Origin of the sequence: Microbacterium sp. RU1D (assembly GCF_900156435.1) — a bacterium.
GTDB lineage: Bacteria > Actinomycetota > Actinomycetes > Actinomycetales > Microbacteriaceae > Microbacterium.
Window position 1 is genome coordinate 468,856 of record NZ_FTPQ01000003.1, and the last position, 15,295, is coordinate 484,150.

16 protein-coding genes are annotated in these 15,295 nt (G+C 71.6%); 8 read left to right on the forward strand and 8 right to left on the reverse strand.

Translation table 11 applies throughout. The features are described 5' to 3' along the window. Positions 1 to 27: 27 nt before the first annotated feature. The 3 genes from B0B15_RS14465 (at position 28) to B0B15_RS14475 (ending at position 2,492) form a co-directional block, all read left to right on the forward strand. Positions 28 to 330, forward strand: a complete 303-nt coding sequence (locus tag B0B15_RS14465) for a hypothetical protein (RefSeq protein ID WP_143016371.1) — start codon at positions 28 to 30, stop codon at positions 328 to 330. Between the two features lie 74 nt (positions 331 to 404). Beyond that, positions 405 to 1,853: a dihydrolipoyl dehydrogenase family protein gene (locus B0B15_RS14470; RefSeq protein ID WP_076677257.1), complete on the forward strand. Its 1,449-nt coding sequence runs from the start codon at positions 405 to 407 to the stop codon at positions 1,851 to 1,853. A gap of 12 nt (positions 1,854 to 1,865) precedes the next feature. Beyond that, positions 1,866 to 2,492, forward strand: a complete 627-nt coding sequence (locus B0B15_RS14475) for a TetR/AcrR family transcriptional regulator (protein ID WP_076677259.1) — start codon at positions 1,866 to 1,868, stop codon at positions 2,490 to 2,492. 300 nt (positions 2,493 to 2,792) lie between these two features. On the opposite strand, the gene B0B15_RS14480 is transcribed toward B0B15_RS14475, so the two are convergent. Continuing rightward, positions 2,793 to 4,118, reverse strand: a complete 1,326-nt coding sequence (locus B0B15_RS14480) for an MFS transporter (RefSeq protein ID WP_076677261.1) — start codon at positions 4,116 to 4,118, stop codon at positions 2,793 to 2,795. 116 nt (positions 4,119 to 4,234) lie between these two features. Between B0B15_RS14480 and B0B15_RS14485 the strand changes: the two genes are divergently transcribed. The 3 genes from B0B15_RS14485 to B0B15_RS14495 all read left to right on the forward strand — a co-directional run bounded on the left by B0B15_RS14485 (position 4,235) and on the right by B0B15_RS14495 (position 6,406). Continuing rightward, positions 4,235 to 4,627: a PaaI family thioesterase gene (locus tag B0B15_RS14485; RefSeq protein ID WP_076677263.1), complete on the forward strand. Its 393-nt coding sequence runs from the start codon at positions 4,235 to 4,237 to the stop codon at positions 4,625 to 4,627. 278 nt (positions 4,628 to 4,905) lie between these two features. After that, a complete protein-coding gene (locus B0B15_RS14490) occupies positions 4,906 to 5,421 on the forward strand; it encodes an RNA polymerase sigma factor (protein ID WP_076677265.1) in 516 nt (171 codons plus the stop codon). Then, positions 5,408 to 6,406, forward strand: a complete 999-nt coding sequence (locus tag B0B15_RS14495; RefSeq protein WP_076677267.1) for a hypothetical protein — start codon at positions 5,408 to 5,410, stop codon at positions 6,404 to 6,406. The genes B0B15_RS14490 and B0B15_RS14495 overlap by 14 nt, the downstream gene beginning before the upstream one ends. Positions 6,407 to 6,425: 19 nt before the next feature. On the opposite strand, the gene B0B15_RS14500 is transcribed toward B0B15_RS14495, so the two are convergent. Further along, the gene (locus tag B0B15_RS14500; protein WP_076677269.1) at positions 6,426 to 7,361 is read right to left on the reverse strand and encodes an aldo/keto reductase; all 936 of its coding nucleotides are present in this window, start codon (positions 7,359 to 7,361) and stop codon (positions 6,426 to 6,428) included. 111 nt (positions 7,362 to 7,472) lie between these two features. On the opposite strand from B0B15_RS14500, the gene B0B15_RS14505 reads away from it, so the two are divergent. After that, a complete protein-coding gene (locus B0B15_RS14505) occupies positions 7,473 to 7,664 on the forward strand; it encodes a zf-TFIIB domain-containing protein (RefSeq protein WP_076677271.1) in 192 nt (63 codons plus the stop codon). A gap of 19 nt (positions 7,665 to 7,683) precedes the next feature. On the opposite strand, the gene B0B15_RS14510 is transcribed toward B0B15_RS14505, so the two are convergent. The 5 genes from B0B15_RS14510 to B0B15_RS14530 form a co-directional block, all read right to left on the reverse strand. Further along, a complete protein-coding gene (locus B0B15_RS14510) occupies positions 7,684 to 8,820 on the reverse strand; it encodes an adenosine deaminase family protein (protein WP_256334303.1) in 1,137 nt (378 codons plus the stop codon). Positions 8,821 to 8,926: 106 nt separating this feature from the next. Beyond that, the gene (locus tag B0B15_RS14515; protein WP_076677273.1) at positions 8,927 to 9,997 is read right to left on the reverse strand and encodes an ABC transporter substrate-binding protein; all 1,071 of its coding nucleotides are present in this window, start codon (positions 9,995 to 9,997) and stop codon (positions 8,927 to 8,929) included. A 138-nt stretch (positions 9,998 to 10,135) separates the two neighbouring features. After that, positions 10,136 to 11,134 carry an ABC transporter ATP-binding protein gene (locus B0B15_RS14520; protein WP_076677275.1) on the reverse strand — a complete coding sequence of 333 codons (999 nt, stop codon included), beginning with the start codon at positions 11,132 to 11,134 and terminating at the stop codon, positions 10,136 to 10,138. After that, on the reverse strand, positions 11,131 to 11,928 hold the full coding sequence (locus B0B15_RS14525) for an ABC transporter permease (RefSeq protein WP_091366513.1): 798 nt from the start codon (positions 11,926 to 11,928) through the stop codon (positions 11,131 to 11,133). Before B0B15_RS14525 ends, B0B15_RS14520 begins: the two co-directional genes overlap by 4 nt. Beyond that, positions 11,925 to 12,746 carry an ABC transporter permease gene (locus tag B0B15_RS14530; protein WP_076677277.1) on the reverse strand — a complete coding sequence of 274 codons (822 nt, stop codon included), beginning with the start codon at positions 12,744 to 12,746 and terminating at the stop codon, positions 11,925 to 11,927. Before B0B15_RS14530 ends, B0B15_RS14525 begins: the two co-directional genes overlap by 4 nt. 194 nt (positions 12,747 to 12,940) lie before the next feature. On the opposite strand from B0B15_RS14530, the gene B0B15_RS14535 reads away from it, so the two are divergent. Next, on the forward strand, positions 12,941 to 13,906 hold the full coding sequence (locus tag B0B15_RS14535; protein ID WP_076677279.1) for a LacI family DNA-binding transcriptional regulator: 966 nt from the start codon (positions 12,941 to 12,943) through the stop codon (positions 13,904 to 13,906). Positions 13,907 to 14,003: 97 nt separating this feature from the next. Here B0B15_RS14535 and B0B15_RS14540 read toward each other — a convergent pair whose 3' ends face one another. Further along, the gene (locus B0B15_RS14540; RefSeq protein ID WP_091366510.1) at positions 14,004 to 15,110 is read right to left on the reverse strand and encodes a fatty acid desaturase family protein; all 1,107 of its coding nucleotides are present in this window, start codon (positions 15,108 to 15,110) and stop codon (positions 14,004 to 14,006) included. Positions 15,111 to 15,295 lie beyond the last annotated feature (185 nt).

A 15,295-nucleotide genomic window follows, 5' to 3' on the forward strand; every position in this document is an offset into this window, starting at 1 on the left:
CCCGTGGGGGCGTGTCAGACTCAGCGGATGGATGCCGATGAATCCCCGACCACGCCCCCACCGGCACCGCCCGCGCCCGCCGCTGACGAGCCGGTGATCCCGCTGCCGACGGCTCGGGAGAAGGAGACGAAGTTCCTCGCGCGCAGCGGGGCGGTCGTCACGCTGCGTCTCATCGACACGGGGCGCTTCGAGGTGAAGCTCGACACCCGCGGTGATTACACCGCAACGCTCCTGCACGACGGCGCCACTTTCGCCCTGCACCCCGCCCCGGGCGTGCACGCCATCGGAGGCACGGGTCTGACCGCGACCGACCTGTACGACCGGTTCTGATTGCGAGCACAACCCCCGGTGCCGGCCGACGCGAGACGGATTGACTGGGGTCCTCGACCTTCGGGAGGACCATCGTGAGCGACACCGCACACTCCGCCACCGCGCCCGACGAGGCTCCCGGCGGGACCGACCGGTACGACGTGGCCGTGATCGGCGCCGGGCCCGCCGGCACGGCCGCCGCCCTGCGCGCCGCCGAGCTGGGCGCGCGCGTCGTGGTCCTCGAGGCCGGGCGCGTCGGCGGCACGTGCGTGAACACGGGGTGCGTTCCCACGCGCGTGCTCGCGAAGGCCGCTCGGCTCATGCGCGAGACCCGGTCCGCCGACGATTACGGCATCGTCGTCGATGAGCCGCGCGTGGACTGGCAGGCGGTCGTCTCCCGTGTGCACGAGCGCGTGGATGCCGTGCGCTCGATCAAGCGGGAGGCCGAGCGCTTCGCCGCGGCCGGGGTCGACCTGGTGCACGAGGGCCGCGCGCGCTTCGAGGACGAGCACACGCTCGTGCTCGACAGCGGCCGCCGCGTGCGGGCCGAATCGATCCTGGTATGCGTGGGCGGGCACTCGCGGCGCCTGCCCATCCCCGGCGCCGAGCTCGCCACCGTCCCCGAGGACGTGCTCTCGCTCACCGAACTGCCGGACCGTGTCGCCGTGATCGGCGCGGGCAACACCGGGGCGCAGCTGGTGACGGTGTTCCGATCATTCGGCTCCGAGGTGACGCTGCTCGACGTCGCACCGCGCGTGCTCATGGCGTCGGATGCCGCGATCTCGCGCGTGATCGCGGACTCTCTCAGCGCGAACGGCGTCGACGTGCGCACGGGGATCGAGACGGTGGAGCGCCTGGACCGCCGGGACGACGGGGCGATCCGCCTGACCTGGCGCGAGGACGGCGACAGCCGCACGGTCGACGTCGACGTCGTCGTCATGGCGACCGGGTGGCCGGCCGACGTCGAGGACCTCGGCCTGTCGAACGCCGGCGTCGAGGTCGAGCGCTCGGCCATCCCGGTCGACCGCTACTTCCGCACGATCGTGCCGCACATCCTCGCCGTCGGCGACGCGAACGGGCGCGACATGCTCGTGCAGGCGGCGCAGTTCGAGGGTGAGGCCGCCGCCGAGAACGCCGTGCTCGGGGCGAATCGCCGCACGCCGCACCACCTGCTGCCCGCGGGCGGGTTCACCGACCCCGACTACGCCGGCGTCGGCCTGACCGAGGAGCAGGCGCGCGACCGCGACCCGTCGTGCGTGGTGGCCACCGTGCGTTTCGCCGACCTCGACCGGGCCGTCATCGACGACCGCGAGAACGGGTTCCTCATGCTCATCGCCGACCGCCGCCACGAGCTCGTGCTCGGTGCGCATGCGGTCGGCGAGAACGCGGTCGAGGTGATCCAGTCGGTCACGACCGCGATGGCTGCCGGTATCGACGTGTCGACCCTCGCGGGCGTCCGCTTCGCCTACCCCACCTACAGCGCCGTGATCGGGAACGCGGCGCGCGCTCTGCTGCACGCCGACGCTCCGGCGCTGCTGGAGTGACACACTGACACCGTGACCGCCGCGAATCCCGCCACGACCTCCGCCGCCGACGCTCCCGCCCGCCGCGGACGACCCGGTTACGACCGCGAGGGGATCCTCGCCGTCGCGGTGCAGGTGTTCAACGAGCAGGGATACGACGCCACGAGCGTGTCCGACCTCGCGCGCCGCCTGGGGTTGGCGAAGTCGGCGCTCTACCACCACTTCTCCTCGAAGGAGGAACTGCTCTCGGTCGCCCTCGAAACGGCCCTCGGCGGTCTCGAAGCGGTGCTCGACGATCCTCGCGCGGTCGACGGCGCGGCATCCGATCGCCTGCGGTACGTGCTCACCGGTGCGACCGACGTGCTCGTGGCGCAGTTGCCGGCGGTGACCCTGCTGCTGCGCGTGCGCGGCAACGGTCCGACCGAGCAGGCGGCCCTCGAGCGTCGCCGCGTCTTCGACCACCGCGTCACCGCCCTCGTCGCGGAGGCCCAGGCCGAGGGCGACGTGCGCGACGACGTCGACGCCGCGGTCGCCGCTCGCCTGCTGTTCGGCATGATCAACTCCGTCGTGGAGTGGTACCGCCCCGGGGGCGGCGTCGACGGCGACCGCCTCGGTGCCGACATCGTGCGCATCGCCCTCGAGGGTCTGCGCACGTCCTGACCGGGCAGTCCTCGCGGCATCGGGCGTCCCCGGCGACGGCGCCCCGGCGCGGTTTGGGGCGGGATTCTCCGCTTGGGGCGGAAGAAGCACGCCCCGAGCGGACGATCCCGCCCCGAACCGGCGACGGCGGAGGTGCCGTACGTCAGCTCGCGCGGCTTCGGCATCCGGCCCCTGCCGGGCGGCGGCCCGGCGCCGGCGCCGCGGCGCGCTCGCCCGGCCGCGCCATCGTACGAATGCGCCGACCCGACAGCGGAACGGGGCCCCGCGCCGTCGCGCAGGGCCCCGTCGTGGCATCCGGGATCAGGCGTGCAGATCGACGCCCTTCGGCTCCTTGATGAGGGAGACCGCGACCAGCGACACCAGCGCGGCGACCGCGATGTAGGCGCCGATCGTCCACGACGCACCGGTGGAGCGCAGCAGCGCCTCGGCGATCATCGGGGCGAACGCGCCGCCCAGGATCGCGCCGAGGGCGTAGCCGATCGAGACGCCGGAGTACCGTACGTTCGCGGGAAACATCTCGGCGTACAGCGCCGCCTGGGGACCGTACGACAGGCCGAGGCCGAGGGTCATGACGAACAGGGCGACGAAGTACCAGACGATGTTGCCGGTGTCGATGAGGAACCACATCGGCACGGCCCAGATCGCGAGCAGCAGGTATCCGAGCTGGAAGGTGCGCACGCGGCCCAGGGTGTCAGAGAGCCGACCGCCCCAGAGGGTGAAGCCGAGCCACCCGAAGGATGCCAGGGTCGTGGCGAGCAGCACGGTGGGGCGTTCGAGCCCGAGGACGGTGACCGTGTAGGTGGCGAAGAACGCGATGAGCAGGTAGCCGGCGGCGTTGTTGCCGATGAACACCAGAGCGGTCAGCACGACCTGACGCCAGTTCTTGCGGAACAGCTGGCCCAGAGGAGCCGACGACTCCTTGCGTCGGCGCACGAGGTCTTCGAAGACGGGGCTCTCCTCGACCGCGCGGCGGATGACGTAGCCGACGACGATGAGCACGATCGAGAACAGGAAGGGCACGCGCCAGCCCCACGCGAGGAAGGCCTCGGCCGACATCGACGAGGTGAGGATCCACAGCGTCGCGGTGGCGAGGATCATGCCGACCGGCACGCCGATCTGGGGATAGGCGCCGAAATAGCCGCGGCGGTTGACGGGGGCGTGCTCGACCGAGAGCAACGCCGCCCCACCCCACTCGCCACCGGCCGAGAAGCCCTGCAGCACGCGAAGCAGGATGAGCAGGACGGGGGCGGCCACACCGATCGCGGCGTAGGTCGGCAGCACGCCGATCAGCGCCGTCGACACGCCCATCATGATGAGGGTGAGCACGAGCATCTTCTTGCGCCCGAGGCGGTCGCCCAGGTAGCCGGCCACGATCGCGCCGAGCGGGCGGAAGAGGAAAGAAATGCCGATCGTCGCGAACGACAGCACCTGCGCGATGGCCGGGTCGGTCTGGGCGAGAGGGGCGAGGAACAGAGGCGCGAGCACGAGGCCGGCCGCCTGGGCGTAGATGAAGAAGTCGTACCACTCGATCGAGGTGCCCACGAGGGTTCCGGCGAGCACGCGCCGTTCCTCTCGCGAGATGCCGGTCGTGGTGGCACGGGTGGATGCCGCTGTCTGCGAGGCCATGAGAACTCCGTCGTTCTGTGGGCGGGGAATCTCGGCGGCACCTGTTACCGACCGAGCGTTCAGTAATAGTGTCAGAGGCGCGCCCGTCCGACAAGAGGACGGCGGAAGGAGCCGGCATGACACCCTGGACCATCGTCCCCGGCGCCCTCGACGAACGCCTCGGCATCGTCGTGACGGCCCAATCCACCGACGGCGTCAGCGCGTCGATGCCCGTCGACGGCAACACGCAGTCGCTCGGGCGGCTGCACGGCGGCGCGACCGCGGCCCTCTCCGAGGCGGTCGGATCGTGGGCGGCGATGATCCACGCCTCGACCCTCGGCAAGGTCTGCGTCGGCGTCGACCTCAACATCACGCACCACCGCGGCGCCCGCGACGGCCGCATCCACGCCGTCGCCACCCCTGCCCACCGCGGGCGTCGCGTCGCGACCTACGACGTACGCGTGACCGACGACGAGGGCCGACTCGTCGCGACGGCCCGCATCACGAACCTGCTCGTCGATCCGGACTGAGCGGCGGGCTCTGGCATCCTGGAGCACATGACGGGGATCCGAGGGAGTGCACAGCCCCCATGCAGTGCACTCCCTCGCCCGTCGACCTCAGTCCCGAACATCTGTCGACGGGCGTATGGGTGTCGTCTCGAAGCCGGAGACGACACCCACCCCCATCAATGCGGTGTCGTCAGGGCCGCATTCCTTACACGGGCCCGGAATTCTTTCCGTGCCCGTCGTCGCGTGAGGATTCCCGGCGGCCGGACACAGCCCTCTCGAACGCACGGAGACGTGCGCCCGTGATCGACGAGACGGAATTCGTGGCGCTCTTCCGCGAGCACCACAACGCCGTTCGGCGATTCATCGAGCGACGGGTCTCGGATCGCGAGGCCGCCGCCGACCTCACGATGGACTGCTTCGAGATCGCGTGGCGCAAGCGCGATCCGCGGGACCCGTTCGGATTGCCGTGGCTGTACCGCACGGCGCGGAACCTCATCGCGAACGAATACCGGCGGCGCGACCGGGAGGGGACATTGTGGACGCACATCGAGGACCACGTGCGAACTCTCGCGAGCGAAGCCGAGCCCGCGATGGCGCAACGCCTGGTCGACGCCATCCGGGGCCTGCCCGAACGCGAGCGCGAGATCCTCTGGCTGACGTATTGGGAGCAGTTGTCGGCCGCCGAGGTCGCCCTCGTCATGGAGATGAACCCGGGTGCGGTGTGGACGCGGCTCAACCGCGCGAGAGCGCGACTGCGACCGCTGCTGGAGTCCGCCGTCGTGCATGCGGAAGGGGTGAGCGATGACCGACGATGACCTCGCGCGCGCGCTGCGCCGGCTCGACCCCGCTGAGACCCCGCTCGACGCTCCCCTCCCCCTCGACGCCGAGCGCCGCCTGCGGCAGATCCTCGACCGTCCGCCCCTCCGGCGTCGCCGCCCCGCCGTGGCGTGGATGTCGGCCGCCGCCGTCGTCGTGCTGATCCTGACGATCGTCACCGGAGTGCTGTGGATGCCGGGATCTCCGGCATCCGCTCTCACTCCCAAGCCCCTCGTCTACACCGCCCTCCCCAGCGGGACCGATGCCGCCGAGGTGATCGCGGAGGCGCAGGCGCGGCTCGCGAACGGAGACAGCGGGATCGCCGCCGGGCGCCGGGCCCTGTCGCTCGGCTGGTACTTCAGCGCATCGCCCGACGGCGCCGAGGCGACCGTGTTCCGACGCGAGTGGGTCGACCTGCGCTGGAACGAGGACTTCTCGGGGTCGGTGGTGACCACCGCGGCCGAGGCCACGAACGCCGACGGCGACACCGTGCCGAACGTCGACCCCGCTCCGGGCACCGTCGTCGGAGAGCTCCGCTACGTGCGCAACCAGTTCCGCCCGCTGTCGCCGGCACCCCCGGCCCCGTCGGCAGACGCCATGCGCGCCCTGCTGACCACCGCGACGGGTGTCACCGACGCCCTGGACGCCGGCGATGCGCTGGTGGGCGTGCGGACGCTCCAGGGCGAGTGGACGCTCGACGACGCCCAGCAGTCCGCTCTGCTGGACGTCGTCGCCGACGCCCCCGGCCTGCGGGTGCTCGGAACGACCGAGGATCGGGTGGGTCGCGAGGTCGTGGGCCTCGCCGGCATCCCCTCCGCGAGCGAGAACACCGACGTGACGCTCCTGCTGTCGACGGCGACCGGGCGCATCGTCGGGTTCGAGTCGGCGTTGATCGAGGCGAACACCGAGCTCGACCTGCCCGCCGGGTCGCTGACCGAGTACGCCCTGTGGGACGTGCAGGATCGCGAGGACGCTCCCCGGTGAACCGCGCCGGCGCCCCGTCTCACCGCCAGGGACGCGCGGAGCGCTCCTCCCAGTAGACCGCGGGGTCGACCGCCAGCGCGTCGAGCTCGGGGCCCTCGATCGACCGCGCCTGCGCCCCGGCACCGCGGCGCAGGTGCGCGCGCGTGGTCGCGCCGACCAGCACGACGTCGGCGAACGCCTGGGCGCGGGCGACGCCGATCGCGAAGACGTCGGGATCGAGCCCGGATGCCGCCCGCTCGAGGCCGCCGCCCGGTTCGGCCGCGGCGAGGGCGCCGTTGGCGAGCACCTCCTTGAGAACCACCGTCCAGCCCGCGTCGTGCGCCGCGGCGAGCGCCTCACCGGCGGACGCCTCGCGGAGGTTCCAGGTCGCTTGCACGGCGGAGAACGGCGTGTCCGCGAGCGCCGTCGCCGCCCGCAGCACCTCGGCTTGGTGCGGCCCGCTCGTCGACAGCCCGACGCGCACCCCCTCGTCGCGCAACCGGCGCATCCGCTCGAGCACGGCGGCATCCGTGAGAGCCGGACTCTCGGGGGTGACGGAATGGATCAGGTACAGATCGGGGGTCGTCCCGAGAGCCGCGAGCGTCTCGGGCCACTGCCGATCGAACATCGCGGCCGAGTGCTCCTTGCGCTCATGGACCGTGGCATCCATTCTCCAGTCGCCGACGTATGCGTAACCCCACTTCGAGCCGATCGTGAGGTGCGCGCGGCGCTCGGGATGGGCGGTGAGCCACGACCCGAGGAACTCCTCGGCGGAGCCGTACGACCGCGCCGCATCGACGTACCGGATGCCGAGTCCCCACGCCTCGTCGAGCAGCTCGTGCGCCCGCGTGCGCAGGGCGTCGATCGACCGCTCGGCCGGGTCGCCCAGGTCGGTGTCGCGCGCGGTGGTGATGTAGGCGGGGCGGCCGACGGCGGCGAGACCGAGACCGAGGGGGACGGGGACGGGGACGCTCATGCTCCGACGCTAGCCGCGGAGCGGCCGCCCCGGCGCGAACGCCCGCACAATGGACGTGGCGATGATCGCGTGCGCACCGGGCCGTGGCATCCCTCAGCCGGACGGAGGACCATGACGTACGCGAACCCCTTCGCCGACGACCGGCAGCCCATCTGCCCCGCGTGCGGGGTGACGATGCATCCGCTGCTCGACGAGGGGCTCCGCGCCGACGAATGCCGCGAGTGCGGCTACCGCGTCGAGTGGCCCGGGCGCGATGACACCGACATCGACGCCGACGACGACCGCGACACCCGCTGGGACTGACGCGGCGCCGCGGTCGCGATCAGCGGCGCGCCGCGTCGGGGGCGAACCCGAACTCCTCGTCGAGGGCGGCGATCTCGGCGGCGAACGACGCCACGAGCCGCGCGTGCTCCTCGCCCGGCAGCCACGACGCCTCCGCGGAGGCCAGCGCCATGCGCCGCACCTCGGCGTGCGAGGCGCCGATCTGCTCGGACACGATCGCGTACTCCTGGGCGAGCGTGGTCGGGAACATGCCGGGGTCGTCGGAGCACGGGATGACGTTGAGCCCCGCGTCGATCATGGCCGCGATCGACGCACGTCGCCACGGCCGCCACGACCGTCGCGAGGTCGTCGACGCGACGGTGAAGGCGACCTGCTGCTCGTGGAGGCGGGCGACGACCGCGTCGTCCTCGAGGACGTAGTAGCCGTGGTCGATGCGATCGCAGCCGAGCACGTCGAGGCAGGTGAGGGTGTTGACGGCGGTGGGCGCGTGCTCGGACGAGTGCGCCGTCCGGCGCAGGCCCGCCTCGCCGGCCAGCCGGTAGGCGTCGGCGAAGCGCTCGGGGGGACCGGCCGTCTCGAGGTTGTCGAGGCCGATGCCCGCGACGTACTCGTGCGGGTTGTCGACCACGCGGCGGACGACCTCGAGGGCCTCCTCACCGCTGCGACTGCGGTCGATGCCCTGGATCATCCGTCCCGTCATCCCGAAGTCGCGCTCGGCGCGACGGATGCCCTCCGCGTACGCCTCGACGGCCCCGGTGTACCCGAGAGAGGACAGGTGCGGCGGGAGCGCGTCGAAGAACAGCTCGAGGTGGCGCGTGCCGCTGCGCTGGTGGGCGTCCTCGAACGCCTCGTAGACGATGCGCGTGAGGTCGTCGGCGCCGCGGAGCACCTCGACCACCCAGTTCGACACCTGGAAGAGCGAGTACGACACCTCCGGCTCGTCGGCCCCGCGTTCCTGGGGCACCGGGATCCGCGTGTTCTCGTACAGAGCAGGGTCGGGCGGCAGCGAATTGATGTCGGCGAAGATGCGCTCCGGCTCGTCCGGCAACGCCAGCGACTCCCGCCGCGCGAGCTCCGCGAAGGTCGCGGGGCGCACGGTACCGATGAGGTGGCAGTGCAGGTCGGCCTTGGGCAGGCGGCGGAGGTAGTCGGCGGGGAGGGGCGATGCGGAGTTCATGGAGCCGTTCGAGCGTCGAGGAGCGGAGGGGTCCCGCCCATCGCGGTGGGGCCGCGATGGGCGGGCGGCCGCCGGGGTGGGGGGAACCCCGACGGCCGGTCTGGGGTCAGCGCGACGTGACCTCGCGGGCGAAACGCTCCACCCACTGGGCACGGTTCGGCAGCACCTCGGCGGGGTCGAGGGTCGAGTACCCGGCGGCCACCGGGTCGGCCGCGATGTCGCCCACGACCGCGGTGATCTCCTCGGGGATCTCCGCGTCGAGCGCGACCGGCAGGTCGCCGACGATCTTCGCCGACGCGCTCTGCGCCTCGACCGACAGCAGGTAGTCGATGAACGCGTACGCGCCCTCGAGGTTGGGAGCCCCCGCGGGGATCATGGCGCGGTTGGTCGCCATGTAGCGCCCCTCGCTCGGCGCGGTCCACGCGACCGGCTCGCCCGAGGCGATCAAGGTGGTCGCGAACCCGCTCAGCGAGTCGGCGGCGACGATCTCGCCCTGGGTGAGCAGGTTCGTCACCTCGGTGGACGAGGTGTAGAACTGCAGGATGCCGGGGGCCCACTCGCCGAGCGTCGTGTAGGCCGAGTCGACGTCGTACGGTCCGGATCCGTAGACCGAGGCGACACCCGAGACGGCGAGCTGCCCGGCCGTGACCGAGATGTCGGGGAAGGCGAGGCGGCCGGCGAAGGCGGGGTCGGCGTAGAGCGACCAGTCCGCGGCCTGCGCGGCGGTGACCTGCTCGGTGTTGTAGAGCGTCCCGTTCAGCTGGTAGCTGTAGGCGGGGCCGTCGAACCCCTCCTCGACGGCGAAGTCCGCGATGTTCGCCAGGTTCGGCACGTCGGACTCGTCGAAGTCCTGGAAGAGGTCCTGCTCCTGCCCGGAGGCGGCGAAGGTGTCGGAGATCAGCATCACATCGATGCCGGGTTCGCCCGCGGCGAGCTGCAGCTGCGAGAGACGATCGGCGTTGCTGCCGGTCTCGACCTCGACGGTGATGCCGGTCTTCTCGGTGAAGGGATCGATGATCGCCTCCTGGAACTGCTCGACGCCGAAGGGGAACGTGCTCACGACGATGGTGTCGCCGGAGCCGGCCTCGTCGCTCGAGCCGGAGCATCCGGTGGCGACCAGGGCGGTGGCGACGAAGACGGACGAGGCCGCGAGGAGGCGGCGAGTGGGGCGGGTCATTCGGGTTCCTCTCGTGCGGCGGCGGGGCCGCCGCTGCGGTGCGGGCATGTGCGGGTGGGGCGGGACGGGGTGGTGCTGTTCGGGGTGGTGCTGTTCGGGGTGGTGCTGTTCGGGGTGGGGTTGCTCGCCGCCGCGCGGTCAGGCCGCGAGGCGGATCAGGCGCGAGGCGGCCGCCGAGACGCTCACCCGGTCGCCGGCGCGGGCCGGAACCGCCTCATCACGGACGTCGGCCATCAGGCGCACAGCGGTGCCCTGCGCGTCGACCGTGTCGACGGTCACGAGGCGGTCGACGCCGCGGTAGGCGACGTCGACGACGGTGCCGTCGAGGGTGAGACCGGCGGAGGTGGCGGCACCGGAGCGGTCGATCGCGAGGTGTTCGGGGCGGATCGTCGCGAGTGCGCCGTCGGGCAGGGTGAGGAAGTTCTCGTACCCGAGGAACTCCGCCACGAAACGGTTCGCCGGAGCGGTGAACACCTCGGTGGGCGCCCCTTCTTGCATGATGCGTCCCTCGCGCATGAGCACCATGCGATCCGACATCTCCAGCGCTTCGTCCTGGTCGTGCGTCACCAGCACGACCGTGAGTCCGGTCTCCGCCTGAATGCGACGGATCTCGGCGCGCATCTGCACGCGCAGACGCGCATCGAGGTTGGACAGCGGCTCGTCGAGGAGCAGGAGGGTGGGGCGGATCGCGATCGCGCGGGCGAGGGCGACGCGCTGCTGCTGACCGCCCGAGAGCTTCTTGGGACGGCTGGCGGCGAGGTGCCCGAGACCGACGAGGTCCAGCGCCTCGGCCACCCGGCGGGTCCGTTCGGCCCCGGGGACCTTGCGCAGCTTGAGACCGTAGCCGACGTTCTCCGCGACGCTCATGTGGGGGAACAGCGCGTACGACTGGAACACCATGCCGAGTCCCCGTCGCTCGGGCGGGGTGCGCGTGGCATCCGTCCCGGCGATCATGATGCGCCCCGAGGTGGGCTGCGTGTATCCGGCGAGCATTCGCAGCGACGTGGTCTTGCCGCAGCCGCTCGGCCCGAGCAGGGTCGTGAGCTGCCCCGTCGGGATCGCGAGGTCGATCCCGTCGACGGCCGTGAAGTCCCCGAACCGCTGGGTGACCCCGACGAATTCTGCTGCAGTGGTCATCGGTTGATCCCTCCAAAGATGCGGGCGAAGCCGACCGTGCGCTCGGCGATGACGGCCACGACGACGGTGCCGGCGAGGATGATGGTGCTCGTGGCCGCGACCATGGGGTCGTAGCTCTGCTGCACGTAGTCGAGCATCGTGACGGGCAGGGTGCGGAAGTCGCGGCTCTGCAGGAGCAGCGACAGCGGCACGTTGTTGAACGAGGTGACGAAGCTCAGCAGCCCGGCCGAGAAGATGCCGGGACGCAGCAGCGGCAGCGTCACCGTGAAGAACGCCCGAAGGGGCGAGGCGCCGAGGCCGCGAGCGGCCTCTTCGACGCTGGGATCGGCGAGCGCGAGCGAGGCACCCGTGACCCGCACCGCGTACGGGAGCATCAGTACCGTGTGGCCGATGAGCAGCACCGGGAAGTTGTCCAGACGCAGCCCGATGATGAGCTGCTGGTACAGCGCGAGGCCGACGACGAGCTCGGGGACGATGAGCGGCGAAAGGAACAGTCCCTCGACGATGCCCTTGCCGGGCAGACGTCCGCGGTGGATCGCCAGGGTCACCGGCACGCCGATCACGAGCGCGAGGATCGTGGCCAGCAGCGCGAGCTCGAGGCTCGACACCAGGGCCGAGGTGAAGGGCTTGTAGGCGAAGGCGGCGCCGAACCAGCGCAGCGAGAAGCCCTCGGGCGGGAATCGCAGGGTGCGTCCGCCCGTGAAGGCGGTGGCCACGACGAACAGGATCGGCACGATCATGACGATGTATCCGGCGACGGCGAGGGATGCCGCGACGGGACGCGAGGTCTTCACGAGGTGGCCCCCCGTCGTCCGACGAACGCCGACAGGCCCGACACGGCGAAGACGAGGACCGTCATGATGAGGGCGGTGGCACTGGCTGCGGCCCAGTCGATCGTCACGCTGGAGTACGAGTAGAGCTGCGTCGACAGCATGCGCTGGCTCGAGCCTCCCAGCAGGTAGGGCGTCGTGTACGCGGTGACGCTGCCGGCGAAGACCAGGGTCGCGGCCACGACCATGCCGGGGGCGGACAGGGGCACGACGATCCCCCAGAACGTGCGCGTGCGCCCCGCGCCGAGGCCGCGCGCCGCGTCGTCGAGACCGGGGTCGACCTGCGCGACGGCGGAGTAGCACGAGATGACCGCCAGCGGCAGGAACAACTGCGTGAGACCGAGCACGATCGCGAGTTCGGTGTAGAGCAGCTGGGGCGCCCTCTCGACGAGGCCGAGGCCGACCAGCAACTGCCCGATGGCCCCGTTCGAGCCGAGCAGGACCAGCCAGCCGAACGTGCGCACGACGTTGCTGAGCAGAAGGGGGAAGATCGCGAGGGCGAGCAGCACCCCGGCCCACCGCGAGGTCGAGCGTGCCAGCAGGTAGGCGATCGGGAAGCCGAGCACGATGCACACCACGGTGACGATGAGGCCGAGGCCCACTGTGCGACCGATGATCGCGAGGTCGTACGGGTCGGTGAGCATGCGGCCGAGGCGGTCGACGATGTCGAGCGGGCTCACCCCCGGCGGGGCGAAGAGCATCGCCACCGAGGGGATGAGGAAGCCCGCCAGCAGCAGCGCCAGCCCGGGGAGGGCCAGCAGTCCGGTGCGGCGTGAGAGCACGGGCCGACTCCGATCGTGAGGAAGGGGAGGTTGCAACCGGTTGCGCAACCGGTTGTGTCCACCGTACGGGCCGAACCCCTCCTCTCGCGACCGTCCGTGTAAACAGCGTGTAAAATACCGACGCAACCGGTTGTGGCCGCTCAGTAGGATGAACGGACTGCGCGCGGTGCTCGCGCCTGTCGGAAGGGGGCGCAGTGACCACGCTGGCCGATGTCGCCGCCCTCGCCGGGGTGGCCAAGTCGACCGCCTCCCGCGCGCTCGGCCGCCCGGACCTCGTCGCTCCCGACACGGTGGCGCGCGTGCGCGCTGCCGCCCTCGAGCTCGGGTTCGTCCCGAATCGCGCCGCCAGTCACCTCGCCCGCGGGAGCAGCGGCATCGTGGCGCTCGTCGTCCCGACCCTCGACAACTCCTTCTTCACCCCCATCGTCGCGGGGGCGCAGGCCCGTGCACGCGAGTCCGACCTTCAACTCACGGTGGCCGTGCACCGCCTCGACGACGCCGATGACCTCGTCGAACTCGAGCGCCTCGCGCGTCAGGTCGACGGCTGCATCCTGGTCGCTCCGCGCGGGCCCGACGAGATCGTGCGCGCGACCGCGACGCTCGGGCCCACCGTGCTCGTCGACCGCGAGATCCCCGGCATGACCTCGATCGTCGCCGACACGGCGAGCGCCTTCGCCGACCTCGCCGCGCGCTTCGCCGACACCGGTCACCGCGCGATCGCCTACCTGGGCGGGCCGGAGGGCTCGTGGCAGGACGCCCAACGCAGCGCCGCCATCGCCCGCGCCGTCGCCGACCGCGCCGAGTTGACGGCGCTCGGCCCCTACCCCGCGACCTTCGCCGCGGGGGTCGCGGCGACCGATGCCGTCATCGCCTCCGGCGCGACCGCGGTGGTCCCCTACGCGACCTCCATCGGGCTCGGCCTCGTCTTCGCCCTGCGTGCGCGGGGCGTGGCCTCCCCCGGCGAGGTCGTCGTGAGTGCGGAACGACTGGTGGCCGAGGCGATCGGTGCCGACGAGGTCCCCGCGATCGACGTCGACGGCGAGCAGCTCGGGCGCGAGGCCATGACCGCCCTCGTCGGACTCCTCACGTCGGGAGAGGATGCCGGCGAACGGCGTCGTCTGCCCGTTTCGGTGCACTGGCCGGAGTCGGTGTCGATCTGACCCGGGCGGCGCCGAGCCGGTGCGCGCCGGCACCGGTGCGCGCCCCGGGGATGCCACGGCGCCGAGGACCGGGACCGACCGCCCCGCGTCGACCCCGTCAGGCCCGCGCGGCTGCCGAGGTCATCGGGCACTCGAACGGGTCGCGGGCGGCGAGGCCCACGCGGTTGAGGTACCGGATGACGATGCCGTACGACTGCAGCAGCGTGGTCTCGACGTAGGGCACGTTCAGCGTCTTGCTGTGCTCCCGGACGATCGCGCGGGCGCGACTGAGGTGCGGGCGCGGCATGTTCGGGAACAGGTGGTGCTCGATCTGGTAGTTCAGCCCGCCCATGAGCCAGGTGGCCCACCAGCCGCCGGTGATGTTGCGCGAGGTGCGCACCTGCTTGCTGAAGAAGTCGAGCTTGGCATCCGGCGCGATGACGGCCATGCCCTTGTGGTTCGGGGCGAACGACGCGCCCATGTACACGCCGAACACGGCGAGCTGCACCCCGAGGAAAGCGAAGGCCATCCCGAGGGGGAGGAACACGAACACCGGCGCCACGAACACCGCGAAGCGCAGCGCGATGATGCCCAGCTCGCTCCACCGGCCCTTCACCTCGCCGCGCGAGAACAGGTGCCGGAAGGCGTGCGCGTGCAGATTGGCGCCCTCGAAGGCGAGGAGGGGGAAGAACAGCCACCCCTGGCGACGGGTGATCCAGCGACGCAGACCGCGCGCGGTCGCGGCATCCTCCTCGACGAACGAGATCGTGTCGACCTCGATGTCGGGGTCCTTGCCGACGCGGTTCGGGTTCGCGTGGTGGCGGGTGTGCTTCGACGTCCACCACGACAGGCTGATGCCCACGACCCCCGCGGCCAGCCAGAGCGCGAGGCGGTCGTTCGCTCGGCCCGACGCGAAGATCTGCTTGTGTGCTGCCTCGTGCGCGAGGAAAGCGACCTGGGTGAACAGGATGCCGAAGGCCGCCGCGATGAGGAGCTGGAACCAGCTGTCCCCCAGGAGCACGAAGCCCGTCACGGCCCCGCCGAATGCGACCGCGAGCGCCACGCCGACGAGCGCGTAGAAGCGGCGGGCACGGGTGAGCAGCCCCGTCTCGCGGATCACCTGCGACAGCTCCGTGTAGGCCTTCGCCATCGGCGGGAACTCCGTCGTTCCCTTGTACGTCTGGCGGATGGGTCCCAAGCGGGACTCGATGGTGGGGGAAGCCATGACCTGCTCCTCGGTTCGGGGTGACCGCGTCGGCCCGGAAGCCATGGGCGGATGCCGAGGACTTGTGCCCGACGTTACGTCGCGCATATGCGCCTCGGCGCATGTGCGCCGCGGGGATACCGCGGAAAGACGCGGTCGGACCCCTCCGATGACCCCAGAAGGTCAGGTGATTGCCAGGTGCGGCC